Raw genomic sequence first — 14,112 nt, forward strand, 5'->3', positions numbered from 1 at the left:
CGATACGCTGGCGCCATGCCTCTCGTCCTGGCCGCGACCCCGCTCGGCGACTCCGGGGACGCCTCACCGCGACTGGCCGCCGCGCTCGCCGGCGCCGACGTGATCGCCGCCGAGGACACTCGCCGCCTGCGCTCGCTCGCCGCGGCACTCGATGTCCGGCCGTCTGGCCGCGTGGTCAGCTTTTACGAGGACGTGGAGACCGCGCGGCTTCCGAAACTGCTGGAATCGCTGCGTGCCGGCGAAACCGTGTTGCTGGTGACGGACGCGGGCATGCCGAGCGTGTCCGATCCGGGTTATCGGCTGGTGGCGGCGTGCGCGGCCGAAGACCTCCCGGTCACCTGCCTGCCCGGACCGTCCGCGGTGACCACGGCACTGGCGGTTTCCGGTCTGCCCAGCGACCGCTTCTGCTTCGACGGTTTCGCGCCCCGGAAACCGGGCGAGCGGGCCAGGTGGTTCGCCGAACTGGCCGGTGAGGCCAGAACGGTGGTGTTCTTCGAATCCCCGCATCGCCTGGCCGCGACGCTCGACGAAGCGGCACGCGCGCTGGGCGACCGCCGTGCGGTGGTGTGCCGCGAGTTGACCAAGACCTACGAGGAGATCCGGCGCGGCACCCTCGTCGCGCTGGCGCGGTGGGCGGCCGAGGGCGTCCGCGGGGAGATCACGGTGGTACTGGAAGGGGCCAGGCCGCAGGCCGTCAGTGTGGTCGACCTGGTCGGGGAGGTGTCGTCACGGGTTGCGGCGGGTGAGCGGCTCAAGACCGCCGCTGCCGCGGTGGCCGACGCTGCGGGTGTCTCGAAGAAGGAGCTCTACGACGCCGTCCTCGCAGCTCGCCGAGGCTAACGCGAATTTCGCGGCGGAGATGATGCGCCTGCTGATCGTGCCGGGCGGGAGGTTTCGCAGCGCCTTGGCGTTGAGTTCGACCGTCACGTCACGCTGTGCGTTGTTGATGACGACGTAACCGATGTCTCCGGCGATGGGGTAACTCACGCCGTCAACCGGCCAACGACGGGTTCTGCGTCGCTGCGTGTTGGTGTCCATGCACTCCCCCGGGTGACGGTCTCCCGCGAACCGTCTCAGGCTACCCAAGCAATTGTTGCCCTGGGGAGTGTTACTGGTGAGTAGTGTTCGCTCGGCTGCTCCGAATGGCAAGATTTCGACCGCCCGGTCGTCGGGTCCGCGGCGGCCGAACGGCCCAGGTGTCGTTGCTTTTACCGGCGAAGCACCTCGCTTTTACCGACCCGAAGCAACACGGACGAGACGCCTCGTGGTATTGGCCTGTCCGGCTGCCTCCGGGAGTCGCCGGAGGCAGCCGGTGTCCACAAAGGACGGTCAGTGCCGGGAGATGGTGAAGTCCGTGCCGTCGGAGGCGATCGAGCCCGGAATCCACGTGTAGGTGTTCCGGTCGTCGGCGTCGAGAGCCGACGGGCTGGTGCTCGCCAGGTTGGACCCGTTGAACTTGACGCCCGTGAAGGTCACGCCGCCGTTGATGGCCGGGTACGAGTCGGTCGGCGATTCGATGATCGCTTCGGCCGAGGAGTGCCGCGAGGACAACGACCTGGTGGTGCTCTTCGACCAGCCCTTGGTTGTGTCACTGATGGAAAGCTGGTACGTGCTCGTGCCGGTCCGGGTGACCGTGGCGGTGATCCTGTCCCCGGCGCTGACCGCGTTGCTGTAGTAGACCGGCGCGGCGGGGTACATCTCGTACCACGCCTGGTACACCGGCGAACCGCTGGAGCAGTCGGTCTCGACGCCGGTCTGCTCGACGGTGGACGAGCCGTCGCCGTCGATGCCGACCCACGGCGCGAACAGATCGTTGGTGGAGTTGCAGGTCACGGATGGCTCGGTCCAGCTCGCGGTGGCCGTGGTGAAGGAGCCGAAGCTGACATAGCCGCCCCAGTTGCCACCGGCGAAGGTGTGCGCGCCGAACACGGGGGCCGTCGCGGCGGTGCCCGCGCTCGCGGACGACGCGGCGGCGGCCACGACGGCCAGTGCGGTCGCGCCCTTGCGAAGGAAGGGTTTCATGGCGGGTCCAATCCGGTCACCTGCGGGGAGGGGAGTGACCGCCAATAAGTATTGGTCGTGAAAATTACACGGAACCAGCTACTTTCGGACCGAAACACAAGTCAAAGAAACGGTCAAGGAGAAGTAAAGTCCCCGCGCGGGAGCGAAGCGTCCTCAATGGACGATCAGAGCAGAAGATCGTTCAAGCAGAAGGGATAGACCAGAGCGTCGCAACCGATCGGGCCGGAGTAGCCGTTCCGCGCGGGCGCGCAGCCGTGCTGATGCACCCCGAGTCGCGGGTGGAACCAGCCGGGGCGGCCGGGAATGCCGTTGGGCCGCGACACCCACAGCACGACTTCCGAATCGGCCCACTTGGCCGGGCAGAGCCGGTGCAGCCAGTGCTCGTACGGCGCGTAGACGAGCACCCGCCGGATCCCGGCCGAATGCCGCACCGTCCGGATCCAGGCGCGGACGAACCGGTCGTCGACCCCGTCGGCTTCCACATCGAGCGCCGGCGCCAGTGAGCCGGGGCCGAACACGCCGAGCCGCTTGCCGACCGCCACGCAGTGCTCGGCCTGGTCCTGGGCGGCGCCGGGACGGGCGTAGTGCCGGATCCCGGCACGCACCCCTGCCCGTTGCGCCGCCACGATCTGCCGCTCGGCGCCCGTGTCACGCCAGTTCAGGTTTTCCGTGACGGTGATCGAGGCGAAACAGACAGCACCGGCCCGGACCGTGCCCCAGTCGGTCACGGTCGCGTGGAGCGACAGGTTGATACCGCGCTCGGCGCCGCCTTCCGTCAATAGGCCTCCCGGGTTTCGTCCTCGAAACCCTACGTGACATCAGGCGTTTTCGCGCTGAAACACGCGTACTCCCCACCACACGGCGAGAAGAGCCATGACAAGCAGCACCATTCCGCCGGTGAACAGGCTGCTGAAGGTCAAGTCGCCGCGGAAGCTCGCCCGCTCGGCATCGACCACGTGGGTGAACGGGTTGATCCGGGAGATGACGTAGAGCCAGCCCGGGGCGAGGATGCTGGTGATCGGCAGCAGGATGCCGGACAGCAACAGCACCGGCATCAGGACGGCGTTGAGGAACGCGGGGAAGGTCTGCTCGCTCTTGAGCGTCAAGGCCACCGCATAGGACGCCGAACACAGCGTCATGGCGGTCAGCCCGACGATCAGCAGGCTCAGCAGGACTCCGCCGAGTGGCGCGTCCAGACCGAACACGAGGGTGGCCAGCACCGTGATCAGCACTGCCTGGACGATCGTCTGCAGGGCGTTGTTCGTCACCTTGCCCAGGAGCAGACCGGCCCGGCTGGCCGGGGTCACCCGGAGCCGCTCGATCACGCCCGCCCGGTAGTCCCTGAGCAGCGAAAATCCGGCGAACGACGAGCTGAACAGGGCCAGCTGGACGATCAACGCCGGGGTGAGGATGGTCCAGCTGTTCCCCGGCGGGAACCCCGGGGTGCTGCCGACGACCTTTTCCATCAGCGGCCCGAACAACACCAGATACAGCAGCGGCTGCATGATCCCGAGGATGATCCAGGCGGGATTGCGCAGGGACAGGGCCAGGTCCCGGCGGAAGATCAGCCAAGTGTCGCGAACCACGCGCGGACGCCTCCTGTTCTCCGGGTGATCTCCGGTCTGATCCGGTGTACCGCCGTCACGGTGGAGCGCCGTCACGGCCGCGCGTCCGCCCGTGGGCCGGCCGCGCCTTCTTCGGCGTCGCGCAGCGACCGCCCGGTCAGGCTCAGGAACACGTCGTCCAGCGTGGGGCGGTTGACCTGCACGGTGGTCATCGTGATCCCCGCGGAATCCAGTGCCCGTAACAACTCCGGCATCGCGGTGTCACCACGTGGCACCCGGAACCGCACCGTCGAATCCACTGTAGACACTTCGCGCGCGCCGGGCAGCGTGCCGGCTATTTCGGCGGCCCTCAGGGCTTGGCCCGCGCCGACCTGGATGGCGACCCCGTCTCCGGACACCCTCGCCTTCAGCGCGTCCGGCGTGCCCTCGGCCACGATCTCGCCGTTGTCGATCACCAGGATCCGGTCACAGAGCGAGTCGGCCTCCTCGAGGTAGTGGGTGGTGAGGAACAGCGTCACCCCGCCGTCGGAGCGCAGCCTGCGGATGTGGTCCCAGAGGTTGGCGCGGCTCTGGGGATCCAGGCCCGCGGAGGGTTCGTCGAAGAACAGCACCTTCGGGCCGTGGATGAGGCTCAGCACGATGTCGAGCCGCCGCCGCTGGCCGCCGGAAAGCGTCTTCGTCATCCGTTGGTCGAGACCGGCGAGGTCGAGTTGCCGGATCAGGTCGACGCCTCGCCACTGCGCCGAGGACCTGGACAGCCCGTAGAGCTGTCCCTGGAGTTCGACTTCTTCGGCGACCGTGCAGTCACCGGCGGTGCCGCCGCTCTGGGCGACGTAACCGATGTTCCGGCGCACGCCGATCGGGTCCGTCCGAAGGTCGCAACCACCGACCGTCGCCTCTCCGGCGGTGGGCTTGAGCAACGTGGTGAGCATGCGCAGGGTGGTCGTCTTGCCCGCCCCGTTCGGGCCGAGGAAGCCGACGAGCTCACCCTCCATCACGTCCAGGTCCACGCCCTTGACGGCGTGGACCGTCCGGCCGCCGCGCGCGGTGAAACTTCGCGCCAGTCCGCGTGCGCTGATCATGGCACCCTCTCCTGTATTCAAACTTGACTACTTTCGGGTGACACCTCACCATGGCAGAGTGCCGTTGGTCAAACTTGACTACTCCGGTGGTTCCCCGAAGGAATGGCCTTCGTCGTCGGCCATCACGTACTCGCCCGCCTCCAGCCGGGCGACGAGCGCGCGCAGCCAGTCCAGGTTCGCCTCGGTGTGCGCCTGCCACAGCCGGAACAGCTCACGGACGTGCGCGGGCTGTCCCCAGTCGTCCTCCTTCTCCGCCATGTGCCGGGCGCTGCGCTGCTCTCCCTCGCGTTTGACGAGCTGGTAGCGGAGAAGGCTGATCACACGCTTACGGGGCAGCGTGGTCATGAGGGTGATCCCGGCCGACATGGCCGGGCCGGGGCCCGTCGGATCGGCCAGGCTCTGCTCCAGAAGGAGAAGGAACTGGGCTTCCCCCTCCGGCGTGAGGCGGTAGGCGGTGCGATCCGGACCGGGCTGGCCAGGCTCGACGTCCACCTGCTCCAGCAGGTTTTCGGCGGCCATCTTCTTCAGGGCGTGGTAGATCGAACCGGGCTGCACGTTCGCCCACTTGTCCGCCGACCAGGTGAGCAGCTCGCGGCGAACCTGATAGCCGTGCGCCTTGCCGAACATGCGCACGACGCCGAGCACCAGAAGTCGCGTCGCCGACACGTCCACCTCCGCAGAAAAGCGCCTGACCGTGTCCGTACGCTAATAAAGCATGAGTATCCCCGTGTTGACGGCGGTGGCTTGGCCGTACGCCAACGGCCCCCGCCACATCGGCCACGTATCCGGCTTCGGCGTCCCTTCGGACGTCTTCTCGCGCTACCAGCGAATGGCCGGCAACCGGGTGCTCATGGTCTCCGGTACCGACGAGCACGGCACCCCGATCACCGTCCAGGCGGACAAGGAGGGCCTGACCGCGCAGCAGACCGCCGACAAGTACGCCCGCCAGATCGGGGAGGACCTGCGCGGGCTCGGCCTGTCCTACGACCTGTTCACCCGGACCACCACCGGCAACCACGCGCACGTGGTGCAGGAGATCTTCCTCGCGCTGTACCGCAACGGCTACGTCGTGCCGAAGACCACCACCGGCGCGATCAGCCCGTCCACCGGCCGCACGCTGCCCGACCGCTATATCGAAGGCACCTGCCCGATCTGCGGGTACGACGGCGCCCGTGGTGACCAGTGTGACAACTGCGGCAACCAGCTCGACGCCGCCGAGCTGATCGACCCCCGGTCGCGGATCAACGGCGAGACGCCGAAGTTCGTCGAGACCGAGCACCTGTTCCTCGACCTGCCCGCGTTCACCGAGACGCTGGGCAACTGGCTGTCCACCCGCACCGACTGGCGCCCCAACGTCCTGAAGTTCACCAAGAACCTCGTCGACGACATGCGCCCCCGCCCGATCACCCGCGACCTCGACTGGGGCGTGAAGATTCCGCTGGACGGCTGGCGGGACCAGCCGCTCAAGCGCTTCTACGTCTGGTTCGACGCGGTGATCGGCTACTTCTCGGCGAGTGTGGAGTGGGCCAGGCGTGCCGGCGAGCCGGACGCCTGGCGCGAATGGTGGACCAATCCCGACGCCCGCACCTATTACTTCATGGGCAAGGACAACATCACCTTCCATGCCCAGATCTGGCCCGCGCTGCTGCTCGGCCACAACGGCGCGGGCGATCTGGGCGGGAAACCCGGCCCGTACGGGCGGCTCAACCTGCCCGACGAGATCGTCTCCAGCGAGTTCCTCACCATGAGCGGGTCGAAGTTCTCCACCTCGCGCGGCACCGTCATCTACGTCCACGACTTCCTCCGCGAGTTCGGCCCGGACACCCTGCGCTACTTCATCTCGGTGGCCGGCCCCGAGACCCAGGACACGGACTTCACCTGGGACGAGTTCGTCCGGCGGACCAACTTCGAACTGGCCAACGAGTGGGGCAACCTGGTCAACCGGTCGATCTCGATGGCGCACAAGAACAACGGTGCGATCCCGGCGCCGTCCCGGCCGTACCCGGCCGACGAGGAACTGAAGGCGTTGTCCCGCAAGGCCTTCGAGACGGCCGGGGCCCACCTGCGCCGGTCGCGGTTCAAGCTGGCCGCGACGGAGGCGATGCGGGTGGTCAGCGCGGCCAACCGGTACCTGTCGGATCAGGAGCCGTGGAAGCTCAAGGGCGACGAGGAGGCCACCGCCCGGCGGGACTCCGTGCTCCACACCGCGCTCCAGGTGGTCTCGGACGCCAACACCCTGCTGACGCCGTTCCTCCCGCACGCGGCGCAGAAGGTGCACGAGGCGCTCGGCGGCAGCGGAGTCTGGGCGGCGCAGCCGGAGTTGCGCGAGGTCGACGACCTCGACATCGACGGCCGGGTCAACCCGATCCTGACCGGTGACTACGCCGCCGAGCAGGCCCGGTGGGAGTCCGCCCCGATCGAGGTGGGCCGTCCGCTGGCCAAGCCGACGCCGCTGTTCGCCAAGCTGGACCCGAAGCTGGGCGAGACCGGTCCGGAGTGGGCGCCGATCCAGTGAATCCGGCGGCTGAGACACCTCTATGACGGACAAGGAAAGGCCACCGGTGCCGGAGCGTCTTCCGGTGCCGGTGGTCGACGCGCACACCCATCTGGACGCGTGCGGCGCGGTCACCGCCGCCGACGTGGCCGCGATGGCCGGGCGGGCGGAGGCGGCCGGAATCGGCGCGCTGGTGACCGTCGCGGACGATCTCTCCTCCGCCCGCTGGGCCGCCGAGGCGTCCACCTGGGACAGTCGGGTGTTCGCCGCGGTGGCGATCCATCCCACACGGACCAAGGACTTCGGCGCCGCGGAACAGTCCGAAATAGAGCGGCTGGCCGCCGGCGACCGGGTGGTGGCGATCGGCGAGACCGGACTCGACCACTACTGGGACTACTCGCCGCACGACGCCCAGGAGGCCGCGTTCCGCTGGCACATCGGGCTCGCCAAGCGGACCGGCAAGACGCTGATGATCCACGATCGCGACGCGCACGAGGACATCCTTCGCGTCTTGGCCGAGGAGGGCGCGCCGGAGCGCGTCGTGTTCCACTGCTTCTCCGGCGATGCCGGGTTCGCACGCCGCTGCCTGGACGCCGGGTATTTCCTTTCCTTCGCCGGGACGGTGACCTTCCGCAACGCCCGGGACCTCCAGGAGGCCGCGAAACTTGTCCCGATGGACCGTTTCCTGGTCGAGACGGATGCGCCGTTTCTCACCCCGCACCCCTTCCGGGGAAGGCCGAACGAGCCGTACTGCACCACCTACACCGTGAGGTACCTGGCTGAGCTGCGCGGACAGTGCGTGGAGGACGTCGCGTCCGCCGCTTGCCGGAACGCGGAAAACGTTTTCCGGCTCCCGAGCGTGACCGCGTGACGCGCCGGTTGCTCCAGGAGGATGAGTGACGAAAGCCACTAGATTCCCGGAGGGTGTTTGCGCAACCCGCCGAGGTTCGTTACTGTCCCGTGATCGTGCCGGACGGTTGCTCGGACCGAGCCGCCGGCTGGAACGGCCACGACTGTGTCAGTGCAGGTCGGGATCGGGGATGACACGGGCCGTGGACGCCGCTAGTGCGAAAGGGAACGACCTGCTGTGACTGGTAGTAGACGGGCTCATGCGCGCCCCGATGACACCGTGGACTGGTATGCCACCACGAGTGCCGGGGTCGGCACGATGGACTGGCCGAGCCCTCAAGACGACTGGGACTTCTCCGACGACCTCGCGATCACCGCGCACGACATCCGTACGGTGCTGGGGCCTGACGCCGACGACATGATGACCGAGGCCGAGATCGACGTCGACGAGCTGATCAAGCTCATCAACGCCGAGACGACGCTGCTGCCGCCTCTGGTCATCCCGGACTCCGCGTCCGCCGACCGCACCGCGTCCGGCGCTGACGACGAACCCGAACAATCGCTGATCGCCGCGGTGAAGACGTGGAAGCGGCGGTTTTTGCGGGGTTCGGTGTTGGCGTTGTTGATCAGCATCACGGGTGGTGGTGCTGCGGCGTTGGCGATGAATAAGAGTGTGACCGTTGATGTCGATGGGCATGAGCAGACGGTTCACAGTTTTGGCAAGACGGTCGGTGAGGTGTTGCATGACGCCGGGCTGTCTGTGGGTGAGCATGATGCGTTGTCGCCGTCGCCGCAGGCCGCGGTGGGTGATGGTGGTGTCATCAAGCTGGATCATGGCCGGAAGTTGAATCTGGTTGTGGATGGTGTGGCGCGGGAGTCGTGGGTTCGTGCCACGAACCTGCGTGATGCGCTGGCGCAACTGGGTTTGGCGGAGAAGTTCGCTCCGGGTACGTGGTTTTCGGTAGCGCCGGATGCGGCGTTGTCGTTGGGCGGTTCGACGGTCGAGGTCCACACCCTCAAAAACGTCACCCTCTACGACGGCGAGAGCGCGCCGCGCAAGCTGACCACCACCGCCCTCACCGCGGGTGACTTCCTCAAGGATCAGAACCTGAGCCTGGGGCCCGATGACGAACTCCTGGGTGGCTCGGCGGTCAAGCTGACCGACAACGCCGAGGTGCACATCAGCCGCACCGGTGTTTCGGTGATCACTCAGCAGGAGAACATCGACCCGCCCGTCCAGCAGGTCCAGGACAACACGCTGGACGCCGGCAAGCAGGTGGTCCAGGACCCGGGCACCCCGGGCACCCAGATGGTCACTTACAAGGTCACCAAGCGGAACGGCAAGGAGACCGCGCGCCTCCAGCTTTCGGTCCAGGTGCTCACCCCGCCCAAGGCGAAGATCGTCCGCGTCGGTACCAAGCAGCCGGACATCAGCAACGGGGCGCTCTGGGACAAACTCGTGCAGTGCGAGGCGAGTGGCAACTGGGCGGCCAACACCGGCAACGGGTTCGAAGGGGGCCCGCAGTTCACGAACCAGACCTGGCTCGCCTACGGCGGCGGGCAGTACGCCCAGCACGCCTACCAGGCCACTCGTGAACAGCAGATCGCCATCGCGCAGAAGGTCCAGGCCGGTCAGGGCTGGGGCGCGTGGCCGGTGTGCTCGGTCAAGACGGGCATCGCGTGAGCGGCAGACCGGCGGCCCCTTCCGCTTGGCCGAGCGTCGAGGACGACTGGGACGTCTCGGGTGACCTTGCGATCACCGAGCACGACATCCGCGCGGTGCTGGGGCCTGACGCCGACGACATGATGACCGAGGCCGAGATCGACGTCGACGAGCTGATCAAGCTCATCAACGCCGAAACCACGGTGCTCCCCCCGCTGGTCATGCCGCGCCCGAGCGCGCCCGGCGTGCTGCCGGACGAGCAGGAACGCGTTTCCGCGGTGAAGACGTGGAAGCGGCGGTTTTTGCGGGGTTCGGTGTTGGCGTTGTTGATCAGCATCACGGGTGGTGGTGCTGCGGCGTTGGCGATGAATAAGAGTGTGACCGTTGATGTCGATGGGCATGAGCAGACGGTTCACAGTTTTGGCAAGACGGTCGGTGAGGTGTTGCATGACGCCGGGCTGTCTGTGGGTGAGCATGATGCGTTGTCGCCGTCGCCGCAGGCCGCGGTGGGTGATGGTGGTGTCATCAAGCTGGACCGTGGCCGGAAGTTGAATCTGGTTGTGGATGGTGTGGCGCGGGAGTCGTGGGTTCGTGCCACGAATTTGCGTGATGCGCTGGCGCAGCTGGGTTTGGCGGAGAAGCTGGGTCCGGGTACGTGGTTTTCGGTGGCGCCGGATGCGGCGTTGTCGTTGGGTGGTTCGACGGTTGAGGTGCACACCCTCAAGCACGTCACCGTCTACGACGGTGACACCGCACCCCGGCAGGTCACCACGACCTCCGTCAGCACCGCGGACTTCCTCAAGGAGCAGAACCTCTCGCTCGGTCCGGACGACGCCGTGGACGGCGGCCTGGACGTGAAGCTGGCCGACAACGCCGAGGTGCACATCAGCCGCACCGGTGTTTCGGTGATCACCCAGCAGGAGGACATCGACCCGCCGGTCCAGAAGAACGACGACCCGACCCTGTCTTCGGGGCAGCAGGTGGTCGACGATCCGGGGACGCCGGGCAAGCAGCAGGTGACCTACCGGATCACGAAGAAGAACGGCAGGGAGACCGGCAGGCAGCAGATGTCGGCCCAGGTGCTCACCCCGCCCAAACCGAAGATCGTCCGGGTCGGCACCAAGAAGCAGCAGGCCAACATGGCCTCCGGCGACACGGTCTGGGACCAGATCGCGAAATGCGAGGCCGGGGGCAACTGGGCGGCCAACACCGGCAACCGCTACTACGGCGGCCTGCAGTTCGACAAAGGGACGTGGAACTCCTACGGCGGCAGCGCGTACGCGTCGACACCGGATCAGGCCAGCCGTGAGCAGCAGATCGCGGTGGCGGAACGGGTCCGGGCCGGCCGGGGCGGCAGCTACAGCGCCTGGCCGGGATGCAGCAGCAAGCTGGGTCTCTCGTAACCCCTCGGGACCGGACCGGCGGGCAAAGGGCGATAGGGTCGCTCTCGTGACCCATCTGCTCGGGCCTGCCGAGATCCGGAGGCTGGCGGCCGAGCTGGACGTCCGGCCGACGAAGAAGCTCGGCCAGAACTTCGTGCACGATCCCAACACGGTGCGCCGGATCGTGGACCTCGCCGGCGTCGGTCCGGACGACCACGTGCTCGAGGTCGGGCCCGGACTCGGCTCGCTGACCCTCGGGCTGCTCGGCGCCGGCGCGCGGGTCACCGCGGTCGAGATCGACCCGGTCCTGGCCGCCCGGTTGCCCGCCACGGCCGCCACCTACGCGCCCGAATCCGCTTCCCGCCTGACCGTGCTGGCCAGTGACGCGCTCCGGTTGCGCGCGGAGGACCTGCCGGCACCGCCGTCCGCGCTGGTGGCGAACCTCCCGTACAACGTCGCTGTGCCGGTCGTGCTGCACCTGCTGACCGAACTGCCGTCGGTGCGGAGTGGGCTCGTCATGGTGCAGGCCGAGGTCGCCGACCGGATGGCCGCGGGACCGGGGAGCCGGGTCTATGGGGTGCCTAGCGTGAAACTGGCGTGGTTCGGGCGCGCCCGGAAGGTGGCCCCGGTATCGCGTTCGGTCTTCTGGCCGGTGCCGAATGTGGATTCGGCGCTGGTGTCGTTCGAGCGCGTCGACCGCGACTGGCAGGGCGACCGCGCGGCGGTCTTTTCCTTGATCGACAATGCCTTTTCGCAACGGCGTAAGACCCTGCGGGCGGCGTTGGCGTCGTGGGCGGGTTCCGCCGCGAAGGCCGCCGAGGTGCTCCAGTCCGCGGGAGTGGATCCGGGAGCGCGGGGCGAGCAGTTGACGGTGGAGGACTTCGCGCGGATCGCGGAAACGGCGAGCGCGCACACGAGTGGCCGCACCGCTCGTTAGTTTTTGAACGCGCTGAGTGCGCGCCTGCCGCCGTCCGTGTGACGTTGTGGTGTGATCTGTGGCCGAAGCCTTGCGTCCAGCATGTGGAATCGGCTGTACTCTAGGCGTATCCATCCCGAGCGACTGAGAGACCTGGCTCGCCGAAGTCGCAGCAACCACTCCCTTCGGGGCAGGTGCTAACGCCAGGAACGATGGAGGATGCGTGTTCATCACGATGCTCACCAGGCGCCGGGTAGTCGACGAGTGTCGACGCAGTGTATGCGCATGTCGCCGCTGACTCTCGTTTCCGGCTGATTCCCCTTCAACCTGTTTGCTGTCCATTCCGGACGGCCATTCGGTGACGGCCGGCGCGCCCGCGGTACAAGCGGCCGTGCCATTTTCTTGTGGAGCTTTTTCGTGATCACTGTCGAAAATCTGACCAAATCCTTTCCCGGTGAGAAGACACCCGTGCTGGCGCTCCGTGATGTGAGCATCGAAGTGAGCGCCGGGGCGCTGTACGGGGTCCTCGGCCCGTCGGGCGCCGGCAAGTCCACCCTCGCGCGCTGCGTCGCGCTGCGGGAGAAGCCCGACCGCGGGACGGTGCGGCTGGACGGGCTGAACGTGGCGAGGCTGGACGGCCGACGGTTGCGTGAGGTTCGGCGCCAGGTCGCCGCACTCGACGCGCACCCGCCGCTACGCGCCGAGCGCACCGTGGCCGGGAACATCGCCGAACCGCTGGAACGGCTCGGCGTGGACGGACCACAGCGGCGCAGCCGGGTAGGCCGCGTCCTCGACCTCACGGGTCTGACCCAGCGGGCCGCGCAGCTTCCCGGTGAACTGACCGAGGGGCAGCGGCGGCGAGTAGGCCTCGCCCGGGCCCTCGCGGCCGGCCCCGCGGTGTTGCTCGCCGACGACCCGACCGCCGGAATCGACCAGGACGACGCCGCCGGTGTGCTGACCGTCCTCGACCGGGCCCGGGCCGAACTCGGTGTGACAGTGCTGCTGACCACCCAGGACAGCAGCGTGGTGCGCCGTGCCTGCGACGAGGTGGGCGTGCTCGAGCAAGGGCGGCTGGTGGAACAGGGCAGCGTGCTCGGGCTGATCACCGACCCGGCCAGCCACACCGCCCGTGCCGTGCTCCCGGCGATCGAGACGCCGCGCGCGCAGTCCGCACGCTACGACCGCGTGGCCGACGTGGTGCTGATCGGCTTCGCCTCGGTCGGCGCGCTGCTGCCCGAAGCGTCGAGCCGGTTCGACGTGGAAATCGCCACCATCGGCGGCGGGCTCACGCGGGTCGGCGACACCCCGGTCGCCCACTTCCGCCTCGCCCTGCGCGGCACCTGCTCGGAGGCCGCCCTGTCGTGGATCGCCGACCGCGGCGCGCACGTCAGCCCCGTAGCCACCCTTACCTGCCCCGTCGCCGCCTGATCGAGTGTTCGAGATCGGCCCGCCGGTGCGGCCGTAGACCATCGTGCCAACGTGCCCGGGGCTTTGGCGCGCTCTTCATCCTTCGATCGCGTCGGCGGCTCGGAGTTCGACTGTCCATCGATGCCTGTCAATTGACAGGAAAACTACGCAACCTGTAGGATTCCTATCAATTGACAGGCATCACGATGCGATGGCGGAGGTCCCGCCGCATGGACGAGGCGCAGACTTCGAGGCTGTTCGAACTCGCCGACCTGATCCTGGCGGTGGGCCGGCACATCGGGGCGTCGAAGGCGGCCGAAGCCGAGTCGGGAACACCGCTGGAAGGGGCGGTGATGCGGTATATCGACCGCCACCCGGGCACGTTGGCCGGTGACGCCGCCGAGGCCACCCAGATGATCTCAAGCAACTTCAGCCGGGCTGTGCGACGCCTGGAGAAGGCGGGCCTGGTCCGGCGTGACGCGGATCAACGCGACGCGCGGCGGGTGCGTCTGTATCCCACCGAGAAGGCGCAGGAGAACCTGCAACGATTGCGCGAAATCTGGAGCCACCTCCTCGAGGACGCCGTGACCGACTCCGACGAGATCGACGCCGCGATCTCGACCCTGCGGAACATCGAGACCCGGCTGGTCGCCCGGAGCCACCCCGAGGCCCGGTAGATCCGGCAGTCGTTCGGCGTCCGAGCGGTCTGTGCGCTACTGCGCCGAGCCGGAG

The 14,112-nt window shown here is 68.0% G+C and carries 13 protein-coding genes and 1 riboswitch; of the genes, 8 read left to right on the top strand and 5 right to left on the bottom strand.

Annotated elements, in window-relative coordinates; translation table 11 throughout:
• Positions 1-15: 15 nt before the first annotated feature.
• Positions 16-840 carry a 16S rRNA (cytidine(1402)-2'-O)-methyltransferase gene (gene rsmI / locus ACFSXZ_RS22370; protein ID WP_378267098.1) on the top strand — a complete coding sequence of 275 codons (825 nt, stop codon included), beginning with the start codon at positions 16-18 and terminating at the stop codon, positions 838-840.
• 489 nt (positions 841-1,329) lie between these two features.
• Here the strand turns inward: rsmI and ACFSXZ_RS22375 are convergent, their stop codons facing one another.
• The 5 genes from ACFSXZ_RS22375 to ACFSXZ_RS22395 all read right to left on the bottom strand — a co-directional run bounded on the left by ACFSXZ_RS22375 (position 1,330) and on the right by ACFSXZ_RS22395 (position 5,335).
• Complete coding sequence (locus tag ACFSXZ_RS22375; RefSeq protein ID WP_378267099.1) at positions 1,330-2,022, bottom strand: G1 family glutamic endopeptidase; 693 nt, start codon at positions 2,020-2,022, stop codon at positions 1,330-1,332.
• 164 nt (positions 2,023-2,186) lie between these two features.
• Positions 2,187-2,801, bottom strand: a complete 615-nt coding sequence (locus ACFSXZ_RS22380) for a GH25 family lysozyme (protein WP_378267100.1) — start codon at positions 2,799-2,801, stop codon at positions 2,187-2,189.
• A gap of 39 nt (positions 2,802-2,840) precedes the next feature.
• Positions 2,841-3,608, bottom strand: a complete 768-nt coding sequence (locus ACFSXZ_RS22385) for an ABC transporter permease (protein ID WP_378267101.1) — start codon at positions 3,606-3,608, stop codon at positions 2,841-2,843.
• 71 nt (positions 3,609-3,679) lie between these two features.
• A complete protein-coding gene (locus ACFSXZ_RS22390; RefSeq protein WP_378267102.1) occupies positions 3,680-4,669 on the bottom strand; it encodes an ATP-binding cassette domain-containing protein in 990 nt (329 codons plus the stop codon).
• A 78-nt stretch (positions 4,670-4,747) separates the two neighbouring features.
• A complete protein-coding gene (locus tag ACFSXZ_RS22395) occupies positions 4,748-5,335 on the bottom strand; it encodes a PadR family transcriptional regulator (protein WP_378267103.1) in 588 nt (195 codons plus the stop codon).
• Positions 5,336-5,384: 49 nt separating this feature from the next.
• Here ACFSXZ_RS22395 and metG point away from each other — a divergent pair, with 49 nt between their 5' ends.
• The 7 genes from metG to ACFSXZ_RS22430 all read left to right on the top strand — a co-directional run bounded on the left by metG (position 5,385) and on the right by ACFSXZ_RS22430 (position 14,057).
• On the top strand, positions 5,385-7,184 hold the full coding sequence (metG, locus tag ACFSXZ_RS22400; protein WP_378267104.1) for a methionine--tRNA ligase: 1,800 nt from the start codon (positions 5,385-5,387) through the stop codon (positions 7,182-7,184).
• A 22-nt stretch (positions 7,185-7,206) separates the two neighbouring features.
• Complete coding sequence (locus ACFSXZ_RS22405; RefSeq protein ID WP_378267105.1) at positions 7,207-8,034, top strand: TatD family hydrolase; 828 nt, start codon at positions 7,207-7,209, stop codon at positions 8,032-8,034.
• Positions 8,035-8,250: 216 nt separating this feature from the next.
• Positions 8,251-9,696, top strand: coding sequence for a transglycosylase family protein (locus ACFSXZ_RS22410; protein WP_378267106.1), 1,446 nt, complete (start codon positions 8,251-8,253; stop codon positions 9,694-9,696).
• The gene (locus ACFSXZ_RS22415; RefSeq protein WP_378267107.1) at positions 9,693-11,078 is read left to right on the top strand and encodes a transglycosylase family protein; all 1,386 of its coding nucleotides are present in this window, start codon (positions 9,693-9,695) and stop codon (positions 11,076-11,078) included. The genes ACFSXZ_RS22410 and ACFSXZ_RS22415 overlap by 4 nt, the downstream gene beginning before the upstream one ends.
• Positions 11,079-11,124: 46 nt before the next feature.
• Positions 11,125-11,994 carry a 16S rRNA (adenine(1518)-N(6)/adenine(1519)-N(6))-dimethyltransferase RsmA gene (rsmA, locus tag ACFSXZ_RS22420; RefSeq protein ID WP_378267108.1) on the top strand — a complete coding sequence of 290 codons (870 nt, stop codon included), beginning with the start codon at positions 11,125-11,127 and terminating at the stop codon, positions 11,992-11,994.
• Between the two features lie 107 nt (positions 11,995-12,101).
• Positions 12,102-12,192: riboswitch (SAM riboswitch) on the top strand.
• Between the two features lie 198 nt (positions 12,193-12,390).
• Positions 12,391-13,401 (top strand): methionine ABC transporter ATP-binding protein, encoded by a 1,011-nt coding sequence (locus ACFSXZ_RS22425; RefSeq protein ID WP_378267109.1) that lies wholly within the window; start codon positions 12,391-12,393, stop codon positions 13,399-13,401.
• Between the two features lie 209 nt (positions 13,402-13,610).
• Complete coding sequence (locus ACFSXZ_RS22430) at positions 13,611-14,057, top strand: MarR family winged helix-turn-helix transcriptional regulator (protein WP_378267110.1); 447 nt, start codon at positions 13,611-13,613, stop codon at positions 14,055-14,057.
• Positions 14,058-14,112 lie beyond the last annotated feature (55 nt).

Source organism: Amycolatopsis pigmentata, from assembly GCF_042684065.1.
Lineage (GTDB): Bacteria > Actinomycetota > Actinomycetes > Mycobacteriales > Pseudonocardiaceae > Amycolatopsis_E > Amycolatopsis_E pigmentata.